This is a genomic window from Actinoplanes sp. TBRC 11911, from assembly GCF_012933445.1.
In the GTDB taxonomy this organism is placed as follows: Bacteria; Actinomycetota; Actinomycetes; order Mycobacteriales; family Micromonosporaceae; genus Actinoplanes.
The window spans coordinates 20,158-46,398 of the sequence record NZ_JABBNC010000030.1 but is presented as its reverse complement, the minus strand read 5'-3'; the positions used below and the strand labels follow the sequence as shown (position 1 = coordinate 46,398).

Annotated in this window: 23 protein-coding genes; 12 read left to right on the top strand and 11 right to left on the bottom strand. The window is 69.6% G+C overall.

The features are described from left to right. The first annotated feature begins 795 nt into the window (after positions 1-795). The 3 genes from HH310_RS31475 to HH310_RS31465 are packed head-to-tail and all read left to right on the top strand — an operon-like array spanning position 796 to position 2,891. Complete coding sequence (locus HH310_RS31475) at positions 796-1,473, top strand: hemerythrin domain-containing protein (RefSeq protein ID WP_169179346.1); 678 nt, start codon at positions 796-798, stop codon at positions 1,471-1,473. Positions 1,474-1,506: 33 nt separating this feature from the next. Further along, on the top strand, positions 1,507-2,358 hold the full coding sequence (locus HH310_RS31470) for a class I SAM-dependent methyltransferase (protein ID WP_169179345.1): 852 nt from the start codon (positions 1,507-1,509) through the stop codon (positions 2,356-2,358). Next, positions 2,358-2,891 carry a TetR/AcrR family transcriptional regulator gene (locus HH310_RS31465; RefSeq protein WP_169179344.1) on the top strand — a complete coding sequence of 178 codons (534 nt, stop codon included), beginning with the start codon at positions 2,358-2,360 and terminating at the stop codon, positions 2,889-2,891. Before HH310_RS31470 ends, HH310_RS31465 begins: the two co-directional genes overlap by 1 nt. Here the strand turns inward: HH310_RS31465 and HH310_RS31460 are convergent. Further along, positions 2,874-3,047, bottom strand: a complete 174-nt coding sequence (locus tag HH310_RS31460; protein WP_169179343.1) for a hypothetical protein — start codon at positions 3,045-3,047, stop codon at positions 2,874-2,876. The genes HH310_RS31465 and HH310_RS31460 overlap by 18 nt on opposite strands. 78 nt (positions 3,048-3,125) lie before the next feature. Next, entirely contained in the window at positions 3,126-3,716 is a 591-nt protein-coding gene (locus HH310_RS31455) for an HdeD family acid-resistance protein (RefSeq protein ID WP_169179342.1), read from the bottom strand. Between the two features lie 1,273 nt (positions 3,717-4,989). Between HH310_RS31455 and HH310_RS31450 the strand changes: the two genes are divergently transcribed. From HH310_RS31450 to HH310_RS31430, 5 genes are all read left to right on the top strand, one after another. Next, positions 4,990-5,241 carry a hypothetical protein gene (locus HH310_RS31450; protein ID WP_169179309.1) on the top strand — a complete coding sequence of 84 codons (252 nt, stop codon included), beginning with the start codon at positions 4,990-4,992 and terminating at the stop codon, positions 5,239-5,241. 89 nt (positions 5,242-5,330) lie between these two features. Next, positions 5,331-6,164, top strand: a complete 834-nt coding sequence (locus tag HH310_RS31445) for a tetratricopeptide repeat protein (protein ID WP_169179341.1) — start codon at positions 5,331-5,333, stop codon at positions 6,162-6,164. A 113-nt stretch (positions 6,165-6,277) separates the two neighbouring features. Then, positions 6,278-6,796 (top strand): SigE family RNA polymerase sigma factor, encoded by a 519-nt coding sequence (locus HH310_RS31440; protein WP_169179340.1) that lies wholly within the window; start codon positions 6,278-6,280, stop codon positions 6,794-6,796. Then, positions 6,793-7,590 carry a hypothetical protein gene (locus tag HH310_RS31435; protein ID WP_169179339.1) on the top strand — a complete coding sequence of 266 codons (798 nt, stop codon included), beginning with the start codon at positions 6,793-6,795 and terminating at the stop codon, positions 7,588-7,590. The genes HH310_RS31440 and HH310_RS31435 overlap by 4 nt, the downstream gene beginning before the upstream one ends. Beyond that, complete coding sequence (locus tag HH310_RS31430; protein ID WP_169179338.1) at positions 7,587-8,651, top strand: amidoligase family protein; 1,065 nt, start codon at positions 7,587-7,589, stop codon at positions 8,649-8,651. The genes HH310_RS31435 and HH310_RS31430 overlap by 4 nt, the downstream gene beginning before the upstream one ends. Here the strand turns inward: HH310_RS31430 and HH310_RS31425 are convergent. Next, positions 8,648-8,944, bottom strand: coding sequence for a hypothetical protein (locus HH310_RS31425; protein ID WP_169179337.1), 297 nt, complete (start codon positions 8,942-8,944; stop codon positions 8,648-8,650). The two genes, HH310_RS31430 and HH310_RS31425, sit on opposite strands and share 4 nt — an antisense overlap. Positions 8,945-8,949: 5 nt before the next feature. Further along, complete coding sequence (locus HH310_RS31420; RefSeq protein ID WP_169179336.1) at positions 8,950-9,894, bottom strand: winged helix-turn-helix domain-containing protein; 945 nt, start codon at positions 9,892-9,894, stop codon at positions 8,950-8,952. A gap of 62 nt (positions 9,895-9,956) precedes the next feature. Between HH310_RS31420 and HH310_RS31415 the strand changes: the two genes are divergently transcribed. Beyond that, positions 9,957-10,928, top strand: coding sequence for an aldo/keto reductase (locus tag HH310_RS31415; protein WP_169179335.1), 972 nt, complete (start codon positions 9,957-9,959; stop codon positions 10,926-10,928). Positions 10,929-10,943: 15 nt separating this feature from the next. On the opposite strand, the gene HH310_RS31410 is transcribed toward HH310_RS31415, so the two are convergent. Next, the gene (locus HH310_RS31410) at positions 10,944-11,510 is read right to left on the bottom strand and encodes a Uma2 family endonuclease (protein ID WP_169179334.1); all 567 of its coding nucleotides are present in this window, start codon (positions 11,508-11,510) and stop codon (positions 10,944-10,946) included. 312 nt (positions 11,511-11,822) lie between these two features. On the opposite strand from HH310_RS31410, the gene HH310_RS31405 reads away from it, so the two are divergent. Together HH310_RS31405 and HH310_RS31400 are read left to right on the top strand one after the other, a co-directional pair. Continuing rightward, positions 11,823-12,275, top strand: coding sequence for a peptidoglycan-binding protein (locus tag HH310_RS31405; protein ID WP_169179333.1), 453 nt, complete (start codon positions 11,823-11,825; stop codon positions 12,273-12,275). A 497-nt stretch (positions 12,276-12,772) separates the two neighbouring features. After that, on the top strand, positions 12,773-14,347 hold the full coding sequence (locus tag HH310_RS31400; protein ID WP_169179332.1) for a peptidase: 1,575 nt from the start codon (positions 12,773-12,775) through the stop codon (positions 14,345-14,347). An 811-nt stretch (positions 14,348-15,158) separates the two neighbouring features. Here HH310_RS31400 and HH310_RS31395 read toward each other — a convergent pair. Continuing rightward, positions 15,159-18,437 carry a S8 family serine peptidase gene (locus HH310_RS31395; RefSeq protein WP_169179331.1) on the bottom strand — a complete coding sequence of 1,093 codons (3,279 nt, stop codon included), beginning with the start codon at positions 18,435-18,437 and terminating at the stop codon, positions 15,159-15,161. Between the two features lie 1,124 nt (positions 18,438-19,561). Further along, positions 19,562-19,960 (bottom strand): hypothetical protein, encoded by a 399-nt coding sequence (locus HH310_RS31390; RefSeq protein ID WP_169179330.1) that lies wholly within the window; start codon positions 19,958-19,960, stop codon positions 19,562-19,564. Between the two features lie 158 nt (positions 19,961-20,118). Between HH310_RS31390 and HH310_RS31385 the strand changes: the two genes are divergently transcribed. Then, a complete protein-coding gene (locus HH310_RS31385; RefSeq protein WP_169179329.1) occupies positions 20,119-20,421 on the top strand; it encodes a hypothetical protein in 303 nt (100 codons plus the stop codon). Between the two features lie 7 nt (positions 20,422-20,428). Here the strand turns inward: HH310_RS31385 and HH310_RS45575 are convergent, their stop codons facing one another. The 4 genes from HH310_RS45575 to HH310_RS31365 form a co-directional block, all read right to left on the bottom strand. Then, positions 20,429-22,639 (bottom strand): tetratricopeptide repeat protein, encoded by a 2,211-nt coding sequence (locus HH310_RS45575; protein WP_169179328.1) that lies wholly within the window; start codon positions 22,637-22,639, stop codon positions 20,429-20,431. Positions 22,640-22,830: 191 nt separating this feature from the next. Then, positions 22,831-23,748, bottom strand: coding sequence for a carbohydrate ABC transporter permease (locus HH310_RS31375; RefSeq protein ID WP_169179327.1), 918 nt, complete (start codon positions 23,746-23,748; stop codon positions 22,831-22,833). After that, entirely contained in the window at positions 23,745-24,686 is a 942-nt protein-coding gene (locus tag HH310_RS31370; RefSeq protein WP_169179409.1) for a carbohydrate ABC transporter permease, read from the bottom strand. The genes HH310_RS31375 and HH310_RS31370 overlap by 4 nt, the downstream gene beginning before the upstream one ends. Positions 24,687-24,821: 135 nt before the next feature. Beyond that, complete coding sequence (locus HH310_RS31365) at positions 24,822-26,192, bottom strand: ABC transporter substrate-binding protein (RefSeq protein WP_169179326.1); 1,371 nt, start codon at positions 26,190-26,192, stop codon at positions 24,822-24,824. Positions 26,193-26,241: the final 49 nt, after the last annotated feature.

Below are 26,241 nucleotides of genomic sequence, written 5' to 3'. Positions count from 1 at the left end.
CGGCTTTGAGCGCGGCATGGCTCTGGGCGACGGCTTTGAGCGCGGCGTGACACACCGCCGATCGTGAGCCCTGCGTGACACGCCGCCGTGCCCAATATGCGGCTTGGACTCCGCAAGCTCTGAGTGCTGGCAGTCACGCGCCGACTCTGGGCACGCTTGGCTGCCATGGCCGCGCTCGTGCGGGGCCGCGCTACCTGCCGCCGGTCGCCCTCGTCGTCGTGCGCGGCCGGACGTGCGGCTTGCCGCCCCTGATCCGATCTCATCTCACTATATGGACTATCCGACCGCATTCCGCACTTATTGCAGACCTTGGAGAGTTGCGCCCACATACGAGCCATAACTCTCCAAGGTTCACCGCAGGCCGCGAAAAGCCCGGGGATAAAAGCCGCAGGCCGGGAGAAATGCTCCGTCTACATCGGACACGAGTCCCACCTGGCGGACGCGAGTTCACCATGTGGGCGCCGTTCCTAGATAGCGGGCGCCCTTCCCGAATGCTGACACACGCAGCGACCTCCGCCGCCAGTTTGGCCTTTGTCGCTGCGATATTTACTTCGCATGCCATCCGATTTTCGCCGGATATATCGGATATATGCATCCGGGGGAGCTGCCCGAGGTGACGGCGCGTGGGGCCGGCGCTAACCGCTGCCGGTCGGCCTCGTCGATGTGTGCCGCCTGTCCTGATTCTGGGGCGTGATTCGTCTCATGCAGTTGATTCAAGCGGGCGCTTGATGGCGGGACGGGCCCGCCGTACGGTCGAAACGCCGTATTGAAGCAGTTGTTTGAAAGGACTGGCCCGTGCGTGACCCTGAGGCTGCCGCCGACACCCGAGACATGTACATGGTGCACACCATGTTTCGCCGTGAGTTCGCCGCGTTGCCGGGCCTGGTGCGCGACGTGCCGGAGGGCGACGCCGAGCGGCGGGCGACGGTGGCCGAGCATGTGGAGTTCCTGGCCGGGGTGCTCGAAGGCCACCACCGGGCCGAGGACGCGCTGATGTGGCCGAAGCTGCTGGAGCGCGGCAGTGCCGAGGTGGGTCCGGCCGTCGAGACGATGGAGACCCAGCACGGGCGGCTCGATCAGCTCTCGTCGAGCCTGGTTGCCGCGCTGGGGCGGTGGCGCGACGACCCGGCGGAGGTGGCCGCCGTGCTCGACGAGCTCGTTGGCGCGCTCTACCAGCACATGGGCATGGAGGAGACGGTCATCCTCCCGCTGGCGGAGAAATACATGACCGCCGGTGAGTGGACCGAGATGGCGCACCACAGCGGGGCCGGGATGCCGGCCGGGAAGCTGACGCTGATCTTCGGCATGACCGCGTACGAGGCCGACCCCGCGGTGATGGCCGAGACCCTCGGCAGCCTGCCGCCGGACGTGCGGGCGGAGCTCGAGAACGAGGGGGTTCGTGCCTACGCGAGCTACGCCGAGCGCATCCACGGCACCGCCACGCCGCGTCGAAGTGGGCCGCTCGGTCTCTAGAAAAATGGACGCTCGTTCATTATTCTTGCGGGCATGCTGAACCGGGCCAGCCGTACCGCCTCGCAGGTCGCCTTGTTCCGCGCGCTGGAGTCGGCGCGGCCGCACGACCGGATCTTCGACGATCCGCTCGCGGTGCGATTCCTGCCGCCGGGCTACCGGGTGCTTGCGCGTCTGGCCCGCGTACGCCCGGTGGGCCGTCGCCTGGAGGCGTACATCGACACCCGCTGGTCCGGGCCGCGCGCCTCCGCGGTGGCCCGCACCCGGCTGATCGACGACCTGGTCAGCGACGCGGGTGCCCGGCAGGCCCTGTTTCTCGGCGCCGGCTACGACAGCCGGGCCTATCGGCTGGACGCGCTGGCCGGGCTGCCGGTGTTCGAGATCGACCACCCCGCGACCCAGGCCGCGAAACGTGACCTGCTCCGCCCCGCCGAAGCCGGCCGGGTGCACTTCGTCGGCGTGGACCTGCTGGCCGACGACCTCGCGGCGGCGCTGCGCGGGGCCGGGGTCTCGGCGTACGAGCGTACGGTCGTGGTCTGGGAAGGGGTGACGAACTACCTCACCGCCGACGCCGTGGACCGCACGCTGCGTCAGCTCGCGGAGCTGCTGGCGGCCGGGAGCCGGATCATTTTCACCTACATCGATCGGGGCGTGCTGACCGGCTCGATCCCGGCGGCCGGCGAATGGCATGCGGCGGTCACGCGGCAGGGCGAACCGTGGACGTTCGGGTTCGATCCGGCGGACCTCGAGGCGTACCTGGGGGAGAGGGGTTTGCGGCTGACGCTCGACATGTCCACCCGGGACGCCGCGGAGCGGTATCTTTCGCCGCTGGGACGGCACGAGCCGGCCGCCACCTTCTATCGCGTCGCGCAGGCCGAGGTGCGGTGATGCCGAAGGTCAGTGCTTCGTATCTGGCGGCCCGCCGGCGGCAGATCCTGGACGCGGCCGGGCGGTGCTTCGCGCGCGACGGCTTCCACCGCACGTCGATGCAGGACATCGTGCGCGAGTCGGGGATCAGTGCCGGTCTGGTGTATCGCTACTTCACCGGCAAGGACGATGTCATCGCGGCGATCGTCGACGAGTGGCACGATCAGCGCGAGTCCATCAAGGACGCGGCGTCGTACCTGTCGTATCTGCGGTCGGTGGGCGATCCGGCGAACGCGTCGCGCCTGCGTCTGGGCGTCCAGGTGTGGGCCGAGGCGCTGCGGGACCCGGCGATCCTGGCGTTGTCGCGGCGCAATGTGGACGATCCCCGGGCCGCGGCCGCCGCGTTGCTGTCGTCCGCGCCCGACCCGGATGCGATGGCTCGCGTGTTCATCGCGATCTATCAGGGGCTGGTGTTGCAGACGGCGTGGGACGAGACGGTGGACAACGAGGCTTTCGTCGCCGCGGTCTCGCTGCTCCTAGACCAACTGATCTAGCCGGCCCCGGCTCTGCGCCACCGCGGCCCGGTCCTCGGCGATGACCCGCGGGTCGGCTCCGGCGGCCAGGTCGGCGCTGAGCTTCTGGGTGATCCGCCGGGCGTCGGTGAAGGCGATGTGCGTGGCCCACCGGGTGCTCGCGATGCCGTTAACCATCAGGGTCTCCTTTAGCTCCACAACTGCAACCGGCCTCCGTATCGGCGTACGGGGGCCGGGGTTGAGGAGTTTTCGCCCTTAGGCCGGCCTGGTCCGCAGCACCAGGAACAGCTGCATCAGGCCCACGACGATCAGCCAGATGCCGATCAGCGCGACCAGCGTGGCCAGCGACGGGCCCGGCCACACCAGCACGACGAGGCCGCCGATCGCGGTGATGGCACCCAGCGCGGCCACGACCCAGCGGGCGCCCGCGGCATGATGGCCGCTGAACGCGTTGACCAGGCTCGCGATCCCGCCGATCAGCCAGGTGATGCCGATCAGCGTGGCGATGGCCAGCAGCGAGAGCAGCAGATGCCGCAGGCAGACCACGCCCGCGATGATGAACAGGACACCGATCACGGCGGTCAGGGCCCGGGCCGCGGTGTCGCCGGCGTGCGCGGTGATGGCGTTGACGATGTTGATGATGCCGTGCACGAGCAGCCACACCCCGAACAGCACGGCGCCCACGAACAGCGTCGCGTCCGGCCAGGCCAGCACGACGACACCGAGCACGACGGAGGCGGCCGCGCCGGCGATGGCCAGCCACCACAGCATCTTTTCGGTGCGCTTGTCGGCGCTGGCGGGGGCGGTCTCGGGGATGACGGTCGTGTTCTGATCCAGCGACGACATAGGTGCCTCCCGGTCGGCTCTGAGCCGACTGTAACGCCATGACCACTTGAAGGGTATGCACTCGGTGTATATACCGGGTTTACGGTCGTCGGCATGAGCTTCCGCGGCAAATCCTCGCGCCTGCCCGGCACGCCGGCCGCCCGGCGACGTTGATCGTCGGCCGGCGTCTCGCGGACGACCCGCGCGACCGGTTCCGGGCCGTCAGCCGGTTCCGGGCCGTCAGCGGCCTGTCTCGCGCTCTGCCCGGCGGCACCGAGTCCGACCTGCTCGCGATCGCGCTTTCCCGGCTCGCCCGTGACGTCCCGCGGTTCGTGCTCGCTAGGCTTCCGTTCGCCAGCGCGGCGGCGGCCCCGTCCATCGTCGTGCACATATCCGATATATCCGGCGGACATCGAATGGCATGCGATTAAGGGCTCGGTAAACCGCGCTCGCCGCCCGTAAACGCACCGAGTCAATATCGCCGCGACAAAGGCCGAACCTGCGGCGGAGGGCGCTGCGTGTGTCAGCATTCGGGAATGGTGCCCGCTATCTAGGATCGGCGCCCACATGGTGAATTCGCGTCCGCCAGGTGGGATTTGTGTCCGATGTAGACGGACATTCCTCCCGGCCTGCGGCTTTTATCCCCGAGCTTTTCCCGGCTCATAGTGAACCTTGGAGAGTTATGGCTCGTATGTGGGCGCAACTCTCCAAGGTCTGCAATAAGTTCAGGATGCGGTCGGATTGTCCATATAGTGAGATGAGATATCGGGCAGGCACGGGTGGCGTATCAGGAGTGACAAGCCGCATATTCGGCCGTGCAAACGGCTGACCCGCTGGCAGGAGATCACCGGCTGGGATCCGCGCGCAACGATGAGGGTGACTGGCGGCAGGTAGCGCGGCCCCGCACGAGCGCCGCCATGGCCGCCGAGCGTGGCCAGAGTCGGAGGGGGACTGGCAGCGCTCAGAGCTCCGCCCATCGCGGCCGGCAGCCCGGCGCGCCGAACGGCATCCTCATTCGGATGCCACTTTCCCCCAGCCTCAGCCGCACCGGGCGATGTGACTGCCAGCTCAGCATCTCCGGCAGCGTGGGCAAACGTCCGCGGCGCAGGGTACGCACCCGCGCCTCGTCGTGGTGGCAGTCGGCGTGGAGGCGATGGTGTGCCGTGATCACGCAGGTGGCGAGAGGGTGGGAGTTAGAGGGGGGTGCGGGCCGGCTCGGCGTTTAGGGGCGGTTGCGGGCTTGCACGTCGTCCCTCATGCCACACCTGCGTGGCGGCGTGGGGGTGCCGTTGCGGTGGCGGTCGGCGTGGTGGTGGTGGGCCTGGTGGTGGTGGTCGGCCTCGTGGTGGTGGCGGTCGGCCTGGTGGTGGTGGTCGGCCTGGTGGTGATGCGGTTGGTTGCAGGGGTGATGGTGGGTGGGGTGATCACGCTGGTGGCACGAGGGGTCGGAGTTGGGGATGCGGCTGCGTTTGGGGCGGTTGCGGGGGCGTGGCGGCCTCGCGTGGCCGGGGCGGTGCGCGGGATTCGAGTGGCTGACCTGGACTGAGGCGCTCTCTCTCGGCTGCGGTGGCGGCGCAACCAGGACGCACCCGGGGTGGGGTGCAAGTTGCTCGGGGCGGGGTCGAATGGTGGGGCGTGCAGACCGATATCCTCGATCACGCTGGTGAGCTGCTCGCGCGTGGGCGCGCCGGCCACGCGGCCACGCTGCTGGCGCCCGTCGTCGGGCGCGACCCCCGCAACCTCGGGGCCTGGCTGCTGCTGACGCGCGCTCACCTCGCGCTCGGCCGCTCGGGCGAGGCGCTTGAAGCGGCACGGGTGGCGCTGCGGCTGGAGCCGGGGGATGTCGAGACGCTGTTCTGGGTCAGTGCCGCCTATTCGGCCAACGGGCGGCACGAGCTGGCGATCACCGCTGCCGAGCAGGCCTGTGCGGCGGAGCCGGGGCATCCGCGGCTGCTCGAACGGCACGGGCGGGCGCTGCTCGCGGCGGGGCGGGTCGCCGAGGCCGGGCGGGTGCTCGAGGCCGGGGCGGAGATCGCGTTCTATGACGCTGACCTGCACGTCGCGTACGGGGCTGCGCTGTTCGCGGCGGCGCGGCCGGGTGCGGCGCGGGAGGCGTACGGGAAAGCTCTGGGTCTTGATCCTGGGCACGAACGCGCGAGAGCGGAACTGGGGCGGCTGAGCGCGGCCGAGCGGGACATCGTCGACGCGGCCAGTCTCGTGAGTGTCGCGGACGCGTACGCCGAGTCGCTGCGGGTTCCGGCCGGTGGGCTGAGGCGTACGGGCAAGGGGCGGGAGATTCTCGCGCACGTCTCCGCGATGGTTTTCGCCGTCACGCTGGTCGCGGTGCTGGGGCTGGCGGTGCTGGTGCGGTTCACCGACGCGGTGGTGCCGTGGCAACTGCCTGTGACATTGATGTGCGTCGCGGCTTCGGCGGCCTGCGCGACGATCCTCGCCGCCGCCGCAGGGTAACCGCACGATCACTCTGATGTGGTCACCGGCGGCGTAACCTGGCGGACTGATGACTCCTCGAAAATGTTCTGGCGGCCATTACACAAAGCGGTCCCCGCATGCGTCATAGCTCCGTGACCTTCGAGCAATTCGCGGTGGCCCGCCTCCCGAGCCTGCTCCGGTACGCGGTCGTCCTCACCGGCGACCGCGAGCTTGCGCAGGACGTCGTCCAGGAGGTGCTGGCGCGGGCCCAGGTGCGATGGCGCCGGATCAGCGGCGCCGACTCACCCGAGGCGTACGTGCGGCGAATGATCTTAAATGAGTACTTGTCGTGGCGGCGGACGTGGGCGGTGCGCAACATTCACGCGGTGGGGGAGCGGCTGGTGGACCTCGGCGACGCGCGCGTGAGCGTGCGCGACCACGCGCAGAGCATCGTCGAAGCGGACGAGCTGTGGTCCCGGCTGGCGTCGCTCGGGCGCAAGCAGCGGGCGGTGCTGGTGCTGCGCTACTACGAGCAGCTCGACGACGACGCGATCGGTGACCTGCTGGGCTGCACCGCCGCGACGGTGCGTAGCCAGGCTTCGAAGGCTCTCAAGACCCTCCGGCTGTCGTCGGAGCTGCAGCCGCGGGAATTAGCCAAGGAGAAGTCGTGAGCACGCCCGAAGAGCAGCTGCGTGAGGCGTTCCAAGCCCATGAGAGCCTGGCCCCGGACCCGGCCGCGGTCTATGCGCGGGTGCAGGAGCTGTCCCGGACCTACAAGTGGCGGCGTCGCGGTGCCGCAGCCGCGGGCGGGCTCGTCGTCGGGGCCGGTCTGATCGCCGGCATCGTCACCGTGCCCAACGCGCTGCACAGCGCACCCGCCGTCAACCACCAGCCCGCGGCGACGGCACCCGCGTCGCCGTCGCCCACCCCCTCGCTCAGCGCCGCCGAGATTGAGCAGGCGACGCAGACTTATCTGTCGGCCGGCTACGACCTCAACAGCGCCCGGCAGCTCGCCCAGCTTTGGCACATGTCCGGTGACATCGGCGACGTCAAGGTCAAGGCCGGGCGGATGCTGCTCCAGGGCGAGGAGCTTCCGGTGCCGCCGTCGGTGCAGACCGGCGATCCGAAGCTCGACGCGTTCGCCTCGGCCGGCTACGACTACGACGACGCGACCGAGCTGGCCAAGCTGTGGAAGCTGCAGTCGCCGGACGACGCCAAGATCGAGGGCGGCAAGCGGCTGCTCGCCGGTCAGACCCTGCCGATCAAGCCGGGGTCCGCGACGTCGCCGGCCGACCAGCCGCCGACGCTGGAGGAGAAGCGGGTGAAGGCGTTCTTCGACGCCGGCTACACCGCGTCCGACGCGAACAAGCTGGCCGGGCTGTGGCACACCCCCGGCCCGTACGAGGCGAAGGTGGAGGGCGGCAAGCGGCTGCTCGCGGGCCAGAAACTGCCGATCGCGCCATGACGACACCGACACTGCGCCGGCGCATCGGCTTCGAGATCGAGTTGATGGCCCCGGCCGGCCGCAACCGCCGGACCCTCGCGACCGAGCTGGCCGCGCGGGCCGGCGGCCGGTACCGGCCGGTGTGGCATCACGACAGCGAGCCGTCCCTGGTTCCCGGGCTGGGCCGGTTCCTGCACCTGACCCGCGGGTTCGAGGTGCGGCGCAAGAATCTCGAACCGCTGTGCACGCTGGTCGACGACGTGACGTTGCTGGCCGGGCTCGACCCGCGCGCGGCGCCCGCCAACGGCGAGTTCCGCATCCTCAGCGACGACTCGCGGCTGCTGGCGTTGCTGGCCCGGCACAGCGATCCGGGCGGCAAGCTCGGCGGCTCGCTGGCCGGTGCGGGCAAGCTGTGGGGCGTCAAGGTGCAGCAGCACGGCGACATCTACCGGCTGGACGACCCGTCCGGGGCGACGATCGCGCTGGCCGCGCCGCTGGGCGGGGAACGCGACCGGCCCTGCGAGATCGTCACCCCGCCGTTGCCCGCCGATCACCACGCGGCGCTGTCCGAGCTGCTCGAACCGGCCCGGGAACTGGGTTTCACGGTTCCCTTGGAGGCCGCCGTCCATCTGCACGTGGACGGCGCGCCGTTCCGTGAGGCGGCGGCTCTGGCCAATGTGGTACGCCTGTTCGCGTACTGGCGGGAGCCGTTGCGGGCCTTGCTGCGCACCAACCCGGAGTGCCGCCGCCTGGCGCCGCTGCCGGAGCCGCTGGTGGCCGCGGTCGCCGGGGTGCCGAGCTTCGAGACGTTGCGGGCGGCGGCCAAGGAGGGCGGCCTGACGAAGTTCTTCGACGTCAACCTGACCCAGTTGTTCGCCGAGCAGCCGATCCGGGACACGGTGGAGATCCGCATCCTGCCGGGCTCGATCTCGGCCGACGAGATCGTGAACATGGCCGCGCTGGTGGAGCTGCTGCTGGACCGCTGCGAGAATCCCACGCCGATCCCGCGGCCGCCGGCCGTCCCGGAGGCCGCGATCGAGGAGCTGATGGAGATGGCGGCGGGTGCGCTGGCGGAACGTTAGGGCTCGACGTAGCCGCGTTCGGCCCACGTCGGGCCGCCCGGCGGCGCGTCGGGACGCTGCCGGTCCCGCCAGGCGGCGATGAACACGCGGGCCGGCGGTTCGAGGCGTAACAGCACGTCCTGCGGTACCGCCCCGGTGTACCAGCGCACGCCGGGCACGTCGGGGGCGGCACCGTCCAGCCGGCACACCGCGACCCACGGCGCAAATTCCTCAACCACGCTTGCCGTACGCCGCCACGCCTCGATCGCCGCGCGATAGCCGGCCGGGTCCTCCACCACGACGAGCACGTCCATGCCTGTCATTGTGGAGCCGCCGCACCGAGCTGGTCACCCAGAGCTGTCCGGTGATACAGCAGGCGCCGACCGTCGCGAGTGGGCGCCACCAGCCCGGCGTCGCGCAGCGTGGTCAGATGGTGCGAAGCGGTGGCCGGGGCGAGGCGCATCGCGGCGGCCACCTCGCCGGTGCTCTGCGGCCGGGCGAGCAGGGCCAGCACCCGGGCGCGGGTGGGTCCGATCAGGGCGGCCAGGGGGTCGGTCCGGGGTGGTTCGTGGCCCCAGACCGCTCCGTGGCCTCGCGGGGCGTACCAGAGCGCGTCTCGCATCGCGAAGACGTGATCGCCGGCGAAGGCGGTGGGGAGCAGCGTGAGGTCGCCGACGCTCGGCCACTCACCCGACTTTTCCGGATATTTGATGAGTAAAGCCGAGCCGTCCCACGCCAGCCGTGGGTGCAGGCCGTCGACCATCACCCGGGGGCCACGCTCGGCGGCGGCCCGGGACCGCGCGGCGATCTCCGTGTCGGCCAGGGTGCGCAGACGCGGCCAGAGCGGCGCCAGGGCGTGGTCGAAGTAGCGGCGGAGCTCGACGGACAACGCGGCGAGTGCCTTGCGGGGCTGGGTGGCGAACCAGGTCATCTCCGGCGGTGCGGTGTGTCCTCGCCAACCGGCCAGCACCTGCTCGACGGCCGTGCCCGGGTCGGTGGCGGCGATCGCGCGCAGCTCGTCGGACAGCGCCGGGCGGGGGACCCGGGGCACCGGCGTGAGGAAGTCCGGGGCGTAGCCGAGCGGGCCGTCCACCACCGCACGCAGCACCGGGAGGTCGTCGAGGGACACGCCGCGGCGCCACGACGCGTACCGGAACGAGGTTGATCGGCGGGCGAACAGGCTGGCCACCATCTCGGCCATGGGCGAGTGCGCGAACCGCAGCCCGGCCAGGTCCGCCGCCCCGAACTCGAACCGAATCACCATGCCACCATTCGAGCACGATCGAACGGCTCGGGATCGGGCGCGTCCCCGCCTACCGTGCGGGCATGGAATACACCTCCCTCGGGCGTACCGGATTGAGCGTGAGCCGTCTGTGCGTCGGCACCATGAATTTCGGCTGGCAGCTCGACGAGCCGGACAGCCACGCCATCCTCGACGCGGCCCTGGACGCCGGCATCAACTTCATCGACACGGCCAACATGTACGGGCGGACGGACGGCGACGGTTTAGCGGAGCAATTCCTGGGCGCCTGGCTGGCGAAGTCGGGCGCGCGCGACAAGATGGTCGTCGCCACCAAAGTGTTCGTGCCGATGTCCGCGTGGCCGAACGACGGCGGCCTTTCCGCGCGGCACATCATCGCGTCGTGCGAGGCGTCGTTGCGTCGCCTGGGCACCGACTGGATCGACCTGTTCCAGATGCACCACATCGACCGGCGCACCCCGTGGGAGGAGATCTGGCAGGCCTTCGAAACCCTTTCCTTCCAGGGCAAGATCCGGTACGCCGGTACGTCGAACTTCGCCGGCTGGCATCTCGCCCGCGCGCAGTCGGCCGCCGAGCGCCGTCACTATCTGGGGATCGTGAGCGAGCAGGTCCGCTACAACCTGCTGACACGGCATGCCGAATTGGAGGTGCTGCCCGCCGCGGCCGCGCTGGGAATCGGCATCCTGCCCTATTCGCCGCTGCATTTCGGAGCGTTGTCCGGGGCGTTGCGGAAAATGCGAGACGGTTCTCCGGGCCGCAGCGTGCTGCACGCTCCCGACCGGGTGGAGCCACATCGGGCCGCGATCGCGCGTTTCGAGGACCTGTGCGTCGAGCTGGGCGAGGAACCGACCACGGTGGCGATCGCGTGGCTGCTGTCGCGTCCGGAGGTGACCGCGCCGGTGCTGGGCCCGCGGTCGGCGGATCAGCTGGAGCTGCCGCTGCGTGCGTTGACCACCAAGGTGGACCTGGCGGCCCTCGAGGAGATCTTCCCGCCGATCGGCAAGGGCGGGCCGTCACCCGAGGCCTGGGCGTGGTGAGGCGGCGGACGGCGATCAGAGCTGCCCGAGGTCGACCTCGACGGGGAAGGGCATGGCCAGCTTGACGACACCGGTGAAGATCTCGCTGTCCCGGTAGCGGCCGGCCGCCGGGTCAAGAATGTACGTGTAGACGAGCGGTGCGCCGGTGGCGGCCTGCTCGACACGCCAGTAGAACTGAATGCCGGCCCTCGCGTACTGATCCGCCTTGACGATCCGGTCAGTCGTCTCCGACCCGGGCGAGACCACCTCGACCACGAGAAGCACATGCTCGGGCCTGGTCGGAGAGATGTCGATGGTCTCCGCGCGATAAACCGTCACGTCCGGGCGGCGGTTGTTCAGCGGCACATCTTGGAGCCGGACATCGAAGCCGGTGTCCGCGTTCCAGTCCGGCCCCGCGGCCACATCCAGGGCATTCGCCAGCATCCGGGCCAGGCGGTTATGCCGCTTGGACGCACTCGGACGCACGAGAACCATCCCATCCACGATCTCGATGCCCGCACACTGCTCGTCAGTCCATGCCGCGTACTCCTCGGCCGTGACCTGCTGATGCATCCAGGCCGGCGCGACCATCTCGGCAGTCATACACACCTCCTGGAATGCGACCGGCTACCAGAGTCAAGATACCGTGGCAGCCGCACCGGGCGGTGCTCTACACCGTCTGCTCCAATTTCCCCATATTGCTACCGGCGGAGGATGACGCCACCGCGCCGCCGCCGAGCTGTTCGAAGGGCGGCTGACCGCCGGTCTACCGGAAATTGCTTGGCGAATCGATTGCGGACTTCGCCTTCTGAAGGAGGCCGCCGTCACGTTTTCCGGTGGGCGACTAAGGCTCGTCCGGCGCCTTTTCGCGGAGCGAAGATCGGCGTGCAAGGCGACAACGCGAAAGGATTTCCGATGGCTACGACGCTGAACCTGAACCCATTCCCCGAGGTTCGCCAGGGGGACAAGAACCACCCGGTCAAGACCGTGCAGGACCTCCTGAACGCACAAGGCTTCACGGTCGACGTGGACGGCGAGTTCGGACCGCAGACGCAACAAGCGGTCCGCGATTTCCAGACGACCCGGAGCCTTTCCGTCGACGGCATCGTCGGCCCCGCCACCTGGCCCGCCCTGGTCATTCAGGTCCGGCAGGGCGACGAGGGTGACGCCGTACGCGGGGTCCAGGAGGAGCTCGATTTCCGCGACCCGAAGGGTCCGAAGGTCGACGGCGAATTCGGTCCCGCGACCGACGCCGCGGTGCGTGCCTTCCAGCAGTCGATCGGCGCCAAGGTCTCGGTGGTGAAGGTCGACGGCATCGTCGGCGTCATCACGTGGCAGGCCCTGGTCGGCAACACGTCCGCGGAATAGATCCGCCGTGCCGGCCCCGCCGCGTTGACGGCCGCGGCGGGGCGACAAGGGTTCAGCTGCGGCCCAGTCCCGCCACTGGTCGGTCCAGCCGGGCTCGGAGCCCTGCGTCCAGTACTTCTCTTCCATAGGTGCTTGCCTGGCCCGACGGATCACCCGAACGGCTCTTCTCGTGCCTTACCAGCGCGCAGCCAAGGTAGACAGTGCCGATGCTCCACTCGGGGGGCGCGCACGGCCGTTACGCGGTGTCGATCGTGGACGCCGCGGTGACGCATCTTTTTGCAGGTGTGGACGGGCTTCCGGCGTACCGGGAACTGGTGTTGGGTTGGGGTTTGCTCGCGTGTGGCGGCGGCGCGCGCGGGGTGTCGAGCCGTTGATCGCGCGTGACCCGGCGGCGGGGGCGGCCTGGCTCGCGCTCAAGGAGGTCAATCCCTCGGCGGCGCGTGACGTGCTTCTGACTTCGCTATAGTGTCGCCTCAACACCGTTGCCGGGAGGAGCGATGAACCGCATCGGAGCCGGGCTCGCCGTGCTGGCGGCGGCAGCGCTGATCGGCACACCGACCGTTGCCTACGCCGCGGTCCCCCTGCCGGACCTGGCGGTGTCGTTCGCGCCCTCGGCCGTCGAGGTGGGTGCCGACGGTGCGACGGTCAGCGCGCACGTGTCCAACGGCGGTGCGGTGGCTGCCTCGGCGGTGACACTGACCCTTGACCTGCGCAAGCTCTCGGACGCGGTGGTCGCCTCCACGTCGGACTCGCGGTGCACGCTCAAGGACGAGAAGGTGACCTGCGCGCTCGGCGGGATCGCCGCGGCCGGGGTGGTGGACGTGCCGGCGCTGGCGCTTGAGCGCAACGGCGACGCGGTCGGTCCGGCGGGCACGGTCGCGGCGAGCGTCGACGGTGCCGAGGAGGACGCGACGCCGGCGAACGACACCGCTTCGCTTTCGGTTACGACGGCCGCGTCGGGTGCCGAGCTGGTCGTCGGGGCGGAGGATATCAACACGTCGGCGACTCCGGTCGGGCCCGGCGACACGAAGCCGTTCCACGGTCTCGTCTTCAACCAGGGCGACACCGCGGCCACCGGCGCGACGATGACGCTCGACCTGCGCGGCTTCGGTGCGGTCGCCGAGAGGTATACGGACTGCACCTACGTGGACGACTTCCCCCACGACACCGGCGGGGAGTTTGTCTACGGGCCGGACCGGGTGACCTGCCCGTTGCCGGAGCTCAACCCCGGCGCCGGGCTGCTGTTCTTCAACGAGAAGACCGGGGAGTCGGCGTTCAACGTGCAGTTCGGCCGTAATCTGCCGGGGCCGGACTCGCTTTCCGGGGCGTTTTCGATCCAGCCGGGTACGGGCACGTCGGCAGCCCCGCAAACGCTCGCGAAACAGCCGGGCCCCACGTTCGCCGAGGCGCTGGCCCGGCTGCAACCGGCGACGACGGCACGGGCCCAGCGGGTCGCCGTCACCGATGATCTGAAGAGCACCGCCGCCTTCCAGGTCTGGACCAAGGCGAACACGCTGGACGTGCGGGCCACCGCCGCACCGGTCAGCGGCACGGCCGGACAGACCGTGACCCTGACGTACGACGTCGTCAACCAGGGCCCGTCCGACGGCGGCGGCCCGAACGTGCTGATCACGGCCCCGAGCGGCACGGTCCTGCTGCCCGCCAAGGGGTGCTGGACCGACGGCACCGACCACGTGCGGCGCGCCGAGTCGGCGAAGCTGCGCTGCACCGTCGACGGCCGGTTCCCGGCGGTGGCGTCCGGATCCGGCAAGGTCTCGCTGTCGGTGAAGCTGAAAATCAAGTCCACGCCCGGTACGAACGGCACCGTCTACGCCGTGTCGTGCTGTGTCGGCTCGACGGAGAGCAACAAGGCGAACAACACCGCGAAGATTGTCTTCTCCGGCGGGGGCGGCGGCACCGGCACGGATGCGGACACCGACACCGCCGGCGGCAGTGGGGCCGGGCTTCCGATCACCGGGTCGCCGGTGGCTCTGGTCGCGCTGGTCGGCGGCGTGGTGCTCGTGCTCGGCGTCGTGCTGCTGCTCGTGGTCCGCCGCAAGCGGGTGAGCTGACAACCAGGGACGTCTCGGGGTGGACCCGTCGTAGTCGTCCCGGTGCCGGGCTGAGCCGGAACGGAATGAGCTGCGGGTCGCAGCCTCGTGCGAGCCGCCCCCGCCGCCCGCCGCCCCCGGCGCCGTCGCCGCCGCCGGCCACCGAGATAGTCGCTGAGTCTCAAATGTCCGCAGTGGCCGGAGGCCTTGTCACAGCAGTGGCCCACGAGCCTGGTCGACTGGGGCGGTCGTGCCTCTTTGTCACGCCGCGCCCCTATGCCACGTGGGCGGCAGGACGACATCGATCGGCACGACGGTATGCGGGTCCCATCATGTGGCGATCCCGACCACATCGTGGACTTTGTCGCGACCTTGGAGACTTACGCCCACATACGAGCCATAACTCTCCAAGGTCCACGGAACGTCGGCGAAAGCGTGGGAGCAAAAGCCGCGAGAGAGGATGAAGGTAACTCTACAATGGACGCGAGTCCCACATCGCGGACCTATTGACCACGATGCGGCCGCCCGTCCCACCAAGCGAACCAACGTCCCACATCATGGTCTCCCCGCGGCCGGGGTGGATTCGTCGCTCGGGCGAGCGCCTTCTTCGGCTTGCACATCGTCGTCCGCGCGGTGCTCCGTACGGTCGCCGACACCGGTTGGCCAGACCGGATCGGGCGCCGCGTAGCAGCGCGACCCGGGCGTCACGCTGCGGCCCGGCGCGCCGAGCGGCCCTGCGCGCCGAGCGGCCCTGCGCGCCGAGCGGCCCCGGGCCGAGATCGCGCGATGACCCGCCGAGATCAGCGGGCCAACGCGGCCCGGGGACGATCTGCTACTGGTAGCGGTAGGCGCGGATGACCGTCTGCCGCACCGTGTTACCCGCGGTGTCGGCCGCGGACGCCCGCAAGGACACGAAACCCTTACCCCTCGGGTTCCACACCAGCGCCACCGCCTTCTCGCCGGTGCGGATGACGACCAGGTGCCGCCACGTCTTGCCGTCGTCGAAGGACGCCTCGACACTCAGGCTCTTCGTCTTGGCGGGTGCCGCGCCGACCTGCCGGTCCAGCGAGATCGGCAGCGCGTACGGCCGGCCGCCCGGCGCCGTGTTGTTGATGTCGAGGTCCGGCGAGAAACGCACCGCAGTCATCGGCAGGTGCACCAGTTTTCCGTCGGCCACGTGCGCCGACTTGAACGTCCATTCCGCATCGACCAGCGTCGAACGCGTGAACGCCGGATCGCTCTGGAACCTCGCGTGAAGGCGGTAGTCGCCGGACTCGGCCGGGACCTGGAAGGCGTCCGGTGCCCACGCCGAGCGGCCGACCTCGGTGCCGTTCCGATAGAGCCGCACATCGACGTTGCCGCCGTTCAGGAAACGGAAGCCCTCGTGTCCGCTGCCGTCCCCGTGCAACGGTCCGGGCCCGCCGATCGTGTCGCCGAAATAGCGGGTCGCGTACTGCTGGTCGAACTCCGGCTCCGGGAACACCGGCCCCTCGACCCCGCTCGCCCATTTCTCGTCGTACGCCCGTCCAGGCTGCCAGGACGTCCAATCCGACTCGTAATGCGTGTACCCGGGCTGGCTGCTCGAGATGAGCCACTCGGTCTGCTGGTCCCGGTTGTAATACTCGACGATGCTCCGCGGCACGTCGTAGTTGAAACTGAGCGGACTCTGCCGCCCGTCCGTGCTCCGATAGACCGCCGAATTGCCCGGTGCCCGTGCCACCGCGAGCCGATTCACCGGTACGCCCGGAACGTCCGACCCGACCCGCGACCGCACCGTGGCGAAATCGCCGGCGCGTAAAGCTTTGGTCTTACCGGCCATCATCCGGTCACGCTCGTAGAAGTAGACCCGATACACCGCCGGACTGTTCACCACCGACTGCGCCCACGACCCCGATACGTACGAGACGAAGCCCGTCGCTTTCTTGCTGCCGCTCGCGGGACCGGTCCGCAGACGGGCGAAATTCACATTCATCAGGACGTCGTACGGGTCGTTGGCGCCCCAGATCTGCGGCGCCTGAGTCCGAATCGTCCAGCCGGCCTCGTTGTACGCGGGCACCGCCGTCCGGTCCGGCACCGTGATCGCCACCGGTTTGGCGGCGCGCGCGTCCATCGTGACCGTGCGATCAGCGTCGAGCGTCACCGCCGGGTCGGCCAGCGAGGTGATCGCCGGGTCCTCCTCCGAGCCGGTGAACAGGTACGACTGTGCCACGTACCGGCCCGCCCGCAACCGCACCTGGGTGCTGTCCCCGGTGTGCGCGATCGCGCTGATCGTCTGCCGGTCGAGGTCCGTCAGCATCGTGACCCACCGTGGGTTGTCGCCGGTCACGCCCGGTGTGGACACGGTGAGCGTGTGTCGCGCGATGTCCAGGGCGATCGGCGTCTCGACACGCACCGTGCCCGCGGACGCGGTGACCTCCCCGCCGTACGGCTCGTCCGGCAGGGCCGCCCCCGGCCCCGCCGTCACGGTCACCGTCGCGTTTCCGCCGGCCGGTACCGTCACCGTCGGGGCGCTCAGCTTGAACAGTCCGTCCGGCGCGTTCGTGCGCAACGCCAGGTTCAGGGTCACGGGCGTCGCGCTGCTGTTGGCGTACGTAATGGTGCGATTTTGACTTGTCGTCCCGCGCTCGATCCCGAGGCTGACCGGGTCGGCGGTGACCTTCTGGTCGATCGCGCGCGCGACGTCGACGAGGCCGGCGCCCTGCTCGTACGGGCCGAGGTTGTCGTCCGGCGCGGCCGCCGCGGTCAGCGTGGCCTTGAGCTGCGTGGCCCGCCATTGCGGATGTTCCTGCGCCAGCAGCGCGGCGGCACCGGCCACGTGCGGCGTGGCCATCGAGGTGCCGTCCAATTGCGTGTACGCCTCGTTGCCGTCGATCGGTGCGAGATCGCTCGCCGAGGAGCGGGCCGCCACGATCGCCACGCCCGGCGCGGTGATGTCCGGCTTGACGGTGGCGTCGGCGGTGCGCGGCCCCCGGCTGGAGAAGTCCGCGAGCTCCTTCGTCTTGGTCACCGCGCCCACGGTGAGTGCGTCCTCGGCACTACCCGGCGAGTTGATGGTGACGTCACCGGCCAGCCCGCTGTTGCCGGCCGCGATCACGAAGAGCATCCCGTACCGCGCGGTCAGGTCGTGCACCGCGGCCTCGATCGGGTCGACGTCCGGGGTGTCGTCGCCGCCCAGGCTCATGTTGGCGACGGTCGCGCCCTGCTCGGCGGCCCACTGCATGCCCGCCAGGATCGACGACTCCGGGCAGCCCTCCACCTCGCACACCTTGGCGCTGAGCAGCTTCGCCCCCGGCGCCACACCTTTGTACTTGCCGTCCGACGCGGCGCCCGTGCCCACGATCGTCGACGCGACATGCGTGCCGTGCCCCACGTAGTCGGTGAGATCCCCGGAGCCGGTGAAGTCCTCGGCCGCGTCGACCTGTCCCGCCAGGTCCGGATGCTGCAGGTCCACCCCGCTGTCGATCACCGCGACCTTCACGCCGGTGCCGGTCAGCCCCGCCTGCCACGCCGCGGGCGCACCGATCAGCGGCACGCTCACATCCAGCGTCGGCTCGCGCAGCCCGTCCAGCCAGACCTTGGTGACGCCGGACCGCAGCTGCCCCACGCTCGTGAGGCTCTGCCACAGCTCGGCGGGCTTCCCACGATCTTGCTCGTACGCCACCACGCCGTCCAGCTGCCGCGTCAGCCGAGCCCCGCTGGGCTGGACGGTGCCCTGGATGAGCAGCGGAAGCGTACGGCGGGTGTCGTCGTATCCGAAGCTCAGCAGCGTGGACACGTCGAACAGCCGCGCGTCGAGGCGCCCACTCGCCAGCAGCCCGGCGGCGTCGGCGGGGATCACCCGCACGTTGCCGCCCGCGCTGGAGGTGACGAACGGGACTTTCTCGCGCCCCTTGGCCGGCTGAACGTCCACGGCGGTCTGCCCGTTGACGCTGCTGACGCGCACGGTGTCCCCGGTGATCAGGGTGACGGCACGCGCCTGCGAGGCGGCCGCGGTGGCGGTCGTCGCCGCGGCGGGTTCGGGGGTCTGCGCGGCGGCGACGCCACCGGGCAGTGCGGCCCAGACAGCAACACCCGCCACGGCCAGCACCGACGTGATGCGGACCAATCGCATGGTTCTCCTTTGTTTCACTGCGCCGGTCGGCGCCTTGCCGGGCAACGTACGACAGATTGACAGCACTTGATCAAACTGTGAGCAGATCCACAACCATCAGTTGCAACCGCACACGCACGCGACTGTGGAGGATGGTCACGTCCAGTTGCAACCGCACACGCACGCGACTGTGGAGGATGGTCACGTCGGGGGTGGATACCGCTGGGGTGCGGTGATCGCACCGGCAGGCACGGTGGTTTCGAGCGCATCCCGCTCGGGCGGTGCCGGGATGGTCACGTTGGCGTTGGCGCTTGCGGCCGACGCCTGCTGGACTGTCCCGCAGCTGTAGGCGCGGCCATGTTGCGTCGCGTCTGCTCCGGGTCGCCGCTCGAGGTCAGACTCAGCGCAGTCACATGGCGTCCCACCGGCAGCCGTGCCCCGTCGTTGATCCCACACTATGGCGGGACGCGACCACACTCTGGGATTCACGGCGACCTACAATGGACGCTTCGCCCACATCATGAACTGGTGGGAGCGACCGCGCCCCGACGACTTGGCCTCCCGGTACCGCAATACGCCCCGGACAGCGTGCGGCGGGCGGCGACGAGCCGGACGGCCACCGCGGGCGGCCCACGCACCCAGACGAGTAAGTCCTAACCGTGGTGGGAGGCGGTGAGTGACCTGCGCGCGGTGGCGCGGTGGTGCCAGCTGTGGCGATCCGTTCACGGCCGGGCGGTCCCGCTATGTGGGACACCGCGGTCACATCATGGATTTTTGTGAACCTTGGAGAGTTGCGCCCACATGCGAGCCATAACTCTCCAAGGTTCACATTCGGCCGGAAAAATCTGCCGGACGAAAGCCTCATAATGTGACAAATGTTTTATCTACAATGGACGTCGGTCCCACATCGCGGACGGTGGTTCCATGATGCGGGCGCGGGTCTCAGCAGGCGGTCGCCCGTCTCACGCAATGGAAGCGCCGCGCGGCCGCGCGCCGAGCCCGCCTGTCCAGGAGCCCGGCCGATCCAATAAATCTCGGGAAATGTCGGATATGCGAGAGGGGTGGCGGGGGCTGGCGGACGGACGGCGATCGGATCGCTGACTCGCCCACGGCCACTGACTCGGCTCAGGACTTACTCGCCTCGCCTAGAACACCAGGCGTTCGCCCAGCAGGGCGGGGAGGCTTTCGGTCAGGATCCCGTACGCCGGGTCGGCCGTGAGCCACAGCAACTTGTGCCGTTGTCCGTCGGTGGTGGTGAGGGCCAGCCCGTGTGCCGTGAAGCCGCGGAACAGTTGCGCCTTCGCGATCGCCCCGAACGGCAGGAACTTGTTGGTCCGGTGCGCCGCGCGGATCTCGTCCGGCTGGAAGGTGGCCGGGTCGCCCGAGGGCAGCGGATCGCCGACGGTCGGACCGTAGCGGTTGGCCTGCGTGGCGGCGAAGCCGAGCCGCCGCCGCACCAGGGCGTCCGGCAGCAGCCACAACTCGCCGTGCGTCCAATCCCGCCAGCCGGTCGTGCATCCCCTGGTCAGGCACAGCGCGCTCACATGATCAGCGTGGCACGTCCGGGACGATCGTGCGGTCCTCATCGGGGTGAAGCCGCACGATCGGATTGCCGACAGCGCCGCGCATGGTGACCAAGGCGAACCGCGCGGCAACCTGGCCCTGACAGCAAAGCCGAGTGACGGGATGGGGTGGGCGCGCGATGGCGAGCGACATCAGAAGCGGGTTCCAGACGGCGATGGACTCCTGGGTGCGCGGACCCAGGACGGGCACCTTCACCGAGGTCATCAAGGACGATCGGGTGTCCGGCGCGTCCTTCGTGCTGGCGAGCGTCTGCGAGTTCCAGAACGGCGAGCCGCATCAAGGGGCGGCCCGGTTCACCGTCCACGACGTCTGTCCGAGCGAGGGCAAGGTCAGCGTGGCGATCACCAACTCCCACCCGCAGCCGCTCGAGTTCCAGATCAGCCTCTATATCTGCACGCCTTTCAACGAGATACGGACGTAGGCGGACGTCAGCGGCGGCCCCGGCGCGGGGCGGGTCGCCGCGGGCGCCGGGGCATGCCACCCATCCGGACGAGCGCTCGCTCGCGCGTCTCGCGCACGTCGGCGGTCAGCGGGTGCGCGGTGCCGAGCGTGTGGGTCAGGCGGTCCAAGGTGTCGTCGAGCAGCAGGCGGGCGGGCAGCACGGCGCCGCCCGCGAGCAGGGCGATCGACAGTGAGTGGGCAGTCCGCAGCGTGTCCGGGTTGTCCGGGCCGAGCAGGTCGGTGCGCCGCGACAGGACATCCTGGTAGAGCCGGCGGGCCTCGGTGCGCGAACCCATGGCGTACCGGATGGTCGCCAGGCTGTGCCAGGACGCCAGGGTGTGCGGGTGCGCCGAGCCCAGCACCCGGCGGCGCCTGGTCAACGTGTCCGAGCACAGGGCCAGCGCCTCGGTGTGCACGCCGGACGCGGTCAGCGTGACCGCCAGGTCGGAGGCGGCACTGAGCGTGTCCGGGTGGTCCGGGCCGAGCACACGGCGTGACCTGTCCACGATGTCGGAGAGTAGGTCACCGGCCGCGCCGTGCGAGCCCAGCTGGTAGCGGCATCGGGCCAGCCCCCGCCCGGCCCGCAACGTGTCCGGATGGTCCGATCCCAGCACGTCCAGGCATCCGGCCAGCGCGGCACGGTGCAGGTCGTGCCCGCGTACGGCATCGCCCAGCGCGGTCACCGCGGAAGCGTGCGTGTCGAGGCGGCGCAGTCGCTCCTGGCGGGCGGAAAGGGCCAGCGCGTCGTCGAGGGCGGCCGGCCTCCGCGACGCGTCCAACTCGGCCGGGGCGGTCAGGATCAGGGCCGCCTGCGGCTCGCCCAAGGCCTGGTGGGCGCGCGCCAAGGCGACCGCCATGCGCCGCGTGTCCGGATGGTCAAGGCCCAGCGCGGCCAGCCACGACGCGTGCAGGTCGGCGGCCATCGTGCGGGCGGCGTGCGGGGAGGCGCGGCGGAGAAGACAGAGGACCAGGCGGTACGCGGCGGGGCGGCTCCCGGTCGCCAGCACGTGCGGGGCCAGCGCCACCCAGCGTGACCACGACGACGGATCATCGGAGTCCGGCGGGAGGGCTGCGGTGACGAGGCTCCCGGCGTACGAACGGCAGATGTCCTCGGCGGCACCCAGCCGGACGCGCACCGCCTCCTGGACCAGCGGGTGCGTGCGCAGGCCGTCGACGCCGGTCGCCACCAGCCCGTACGAGGTCAGCGTGTCGATCAGGCTGTAGAAGTCCTGCGGGCTGACGCCGCCGAGGGGGCCGGGCAGCAGGTTCAGCGAGCGGGTGAAGAGGTCGACCGGCACGGGGGAGGAGGCCAGCACGGCACACAAGCAGAGCAGCTGGGCGGCGGCGGGGTGGTCGCGGTCCAGGCGGTCGATCGCGATGCCGGTCCCGGTGGTGGGGGAGGTGAGCGCGGTGTCGGGGACGTCGCCCAGAGACAGCAGGGCGGCCGCTTGACTGACCGCGAACGGCATGTCGCCCAGCTCGGCGAGCTCGGGCGGCGGACCGGGCACGCGTTGGCGTAACAGGCTGGCGGTGTCCTCGGGGCGCAGAGGGCCGAGCGGTGATTCCCCGAAATCCAGCGCACTGTCAAACCAGCGAGGCGCCACCGCGTCGTCGGAGGATGCGTCCGTCTCCGGCTGGTGCGGCGGCCCAGGCGCCGCCGAGGTCTCCGGCGGGTGCGGCAGTCCGGGTGCCATCGGGGTCTCCGGCCGGCGCGGCAGCACGGATGCGACTTCGGTCTCCCGCTCAGCCCGGGTTTCCAGCGTTCCCAGCGCGGCCACCGTGAGGATCACGTGGGCGCCCGGTGGAAGCCACGGCTCCGCGACCACATCGTCCAGGATCAGCAGCCAGCGGGCCCCACCCGCGATCGCGTTCGCCAATGCCTCCAGCGCCGCCGGGTCGGTGACATCCGGGTCGGCCAGGCCGGCCGCGTACGCCGCCTGCGCCAACTGCCCGCCGACGAGCTCCGCGCGCGAAGCCGTCAGCCACCAGATGCCGTCGTACTCGTCGGCCGAGCGATGGGCGTACTCGAGAGAGAGGGACGTGCGGCCGATGCCGGAGGGGCCGGCGATGACCGTACGCCCGGAGGCGCGCAGGGCCGTCCGGACGCGCGTCAGCTCCGCCTGGCGGCCGACGAAACCCGTGTCGCGCGACGGCAGGTTGGAGACAACGCGGTGGGGCGGGCTGACCGCATCGGACACCAGACCGTTATAGCCGCAGCGTGCGCACACCGCCCCCGTCTTGTCAGCCGATCGGGTGACGGCACGGCGATATTGGCGCGCGCGGGGAAAAGAAGGCGAACAGAAGACGCGCTCTGCCAAGATAGCGATCATGCTGGATGCAGCGGACGCGGTGGACGAGACGGTGGGGGGCCAGCCGGCCCCCCACCGGATCAACCCTTGACGCTGCCCGCGAGCAGGCCGCGCACGAAGTACCGCTGCAGCAGCAGGAACACCGTGACCGGGACGATGATCGAGACGAACGCTCCGGCCGAGAGCAGATGCCACGCCGTACCGCGCGTACCGCTGAGGTTGGCCAGGGCCAGCGTGGTCGGGGCGACCTCGTTGCCGCCGCCCGCGAACACCAGCGCGACGAGCAGGTCGTTCCACACCCACAGGAACTGGAAGATGCCGAACGCCGCCAGCGCGGGGGTCAGCAGCGGCAGCATCACGTGGAAGAAGATCGACACGTGTCCCGCGCCGTCCACCCGCGCCGCCTCGATCAGGCCAGACGGGATCTCCCGCATGAAGTTGTGCAGGAGATAGATGGCCAGCGGCAAGGCGAACGTGGAGTGCGCCAGCCACAGTGTCCAGAACGTGCCGCTGAGGTCCCACGACACGAACAGCTTCAGCAGCGGCAGCAGCGTGACCTGGATGGGCACGATCTGCAGCGCGAAGATCACCAGGAACAACACGTTCTTGGCGGGAAAATCGATCCAGGCGAACGCGTACGCGGCGAGCGCCGCCAGCGACAACGGGATCAGCACCGCCGGGATGCAGATCACCAGCGAGTTCACGAAGAAGTCGGCCATGTTGACGCCGCCCTCGGCGCCGAACACCGACCGGTAGTTGTCCAGCGTCAGCGTCGGGTCGCTGAAGAACGTCCACCAGCCGGTCGTCTTGATCTGCCGCTCCGGCCGGAACGACGAGACCAGCAGGCCGAACGTCGGGATCGTCCACAGCAGCGCGATGACGATCACCGCGAACGACGCCCACGGGGAACTGAGTTTCTTCTTGGCGACCTCGGCGGCCTTGACCTTGGCGGCGGCCGCTTCGGCGGTGGCTGTCGGCAGAGGAACGGCGGTGGTCATCGTGCCTCCGATTGACGCAGCTGGCGGACATTGTAGACAACGATCGGGATGACCAGGACGAACAGCAGCACCGCGAGCGCGGCACCCAGCCCCTGGTTGTCCGCCCGGAACGTCTGGCTGTAGAACTCGTTCGCCACGACGCTGGTGTTGAACTGACCACCGGTCATCGTGCGGACGATGTCGAAGACCTTGAGGGTGCCGATACCGATCGTGGTGAGCACGACCACGATGGTCGGCCGGACGCTGGGCACCGTGATGTTGCGGAACATCGTCCAGGGGCCGACCCCGTCGAGGCGCGCGGCCTCCACGATGTCGTCCGGGATCGCCTTGATCGCGGCGGACAGGATCGTCATCGCGAAGCCGGCCTGGATCCAGATCAGCACGATGATCAGCAGGAACGTGTTCAGTGGTGAGTCGATCAGCAGCTGCTGGGGCTTACCGCCGAGCCAGACGATGATCTGGTTGACCAGGCCGATCTGTTTCACCCGGCCCTGATCCGGCCGGTACTCGTACATGAACTTCCAGATCACCGACGCCGCGACGAACGAGATCGACATCGGCAGGAAGATCAAGGCCTTGGCGAACGACTCGAACCGTGACCGGTCCACGAGGATCGCGTAGAGCAGCCCGATCGCGGTGGCCACGAACGGCGTGAAGACGACCCAGAACACGGTGTTGCGCAGGACCGTGAGCTGGTCCTTGTCGGTGAAGATGGTCTTGTAGTTGTCGAACCCGATGAACGCCTTGCCGGCGGCGTCGAAGAACGACTCGTAGATGGTCCGCAGACCCGGGTAGACGAGGCCGACCGAGAGCATCAGCACGACGGGCAGCAGATACAGGTAGCCGACCCACTTGTCGCCGCGCCTGCCACCCAGCCGGCTGGCGACGAAGAGGATGACACCCATGACCGCGGCGAAGAGCAGCAACGCCGCGAACATCTGAAGCAGTTTCTCAGGGGTGGTGGAGGCGGTGTTGAACACGCGACCCGAACCTCCTTGTGCGCTGAAGAGGAGAGAGGCTGAGGCCGGCCGGGACTGAGCGTCCCGACCGGCCCCGATGGAGCTAGGTGCGGATTACTTCGGCCACGCCTTTTCGATGTTGTCCACCGTGGTCTTGGTGTCCTGACCGGTGATCCAGCTGGTCGCCTGCTTCCAGAACGCGTCCGAACCCACGGCCGCCGGCATCTGGTCGGAGCCGTCGAAGCGGAACTGCGCCTTCGGGTCGAGCAGGATGCCCGCGGCGAGCTTGTCGATCGGGTTCACCAGGTTGTTCGGGTCCAGGCCCTTGTTCGCGCTGACCCAGCCGGACGACACCTTCGCCTTGATGTTGGCCCACTCGGGGCTGGACAGGTACGTCTGGAACGCCTTGACCTCCGGGCGGTCCGCGAACGCGATCGTGAACTCACCGGCGCCGAGGACCGGCTTCGAGCTGGCGTCCTTGCTGGGCAGGTAGAACGCGAAGATGTCGCCATCCTCGGCGATCTTGGTGCCCTTGGGGAAGTTCGCCGCGTAGAAGCTGGCCTGGCGGTGCAGCGAGCACGTGCCCTCCAGGATGGGCAGACCGCCGTCCTGGAACGCGGTGGAGGCGATGCTCTTGACGTCGCCGAGACCACCGTTGACGTACTTGTCATTCTTCAGGTACGACCCGACGGCGTCGAACGAGGCCGTCGACTCGGGACCGTTGAACGGGATCGAGTGGTTGACCCACTTGTCGTACGTGTCCGGGCCGTACAGCCGGAGCATGAAGTCTTCCACCCAGTCGGTGACCGGCCAGCCGGTCGCGTCACCACTGGCGATGCCGGCGCACCACGGCTTCTTGCCGTCCGCGACCATCTTGTCGCTGAGGGCCTTGAGCTCGTCCAGCGTGGTGGGAACCTGGTAGTTGCTGTCCTTGAACTCGGCGGGCGAATACCAGACCAGCGACTTCACGTTCGCACCCAGCGGCGCGCCGTAGAACTTGCCGTCGATCGTGGTGTAGGCCTTCCAGGCCGGGTCCCAGTATTTCTCGGCGTTGGCCGCGACCTCCGGCGGCGCGGGCACGGCCTTACCGGTCGCGACCAGCTGCTTGACCAGGCCGGGCTGGGGCACGAAGCCGATGTCCGGCGGGTTGCCGGCCCGGGCGCGCACCAGGATCTGCGTCTCGAAGGCCTTGTCGCCCTCGTACTTGACCGTGACGCCGGTGCAGTCCTCGAAAGGCTTGTAGGACTTGATCTGCGGAGTGTCCTCAGGGGTCACGATGCTGGTGTAGACCGAGACCGTCTTGCCCTTGAGGTCGCCGAACTTGGTGTACGGCGCGCAGTCGATGGCGGACGCCGACGCGTCCGTCGAGGCGCCACCACCCGAGTCGTCATCGCCGCCGCACGCGGCCACGCCGAACAGCAAACCGGCACTCACCGTGCCGGCGAGCGCGGCTTTCCACCGCCGGCTCGTAGGTTGACCGAACATACCGCTCCCTATGTCAATCGCGCCTCCGGCGTCTTGCGACGCCGCCGTC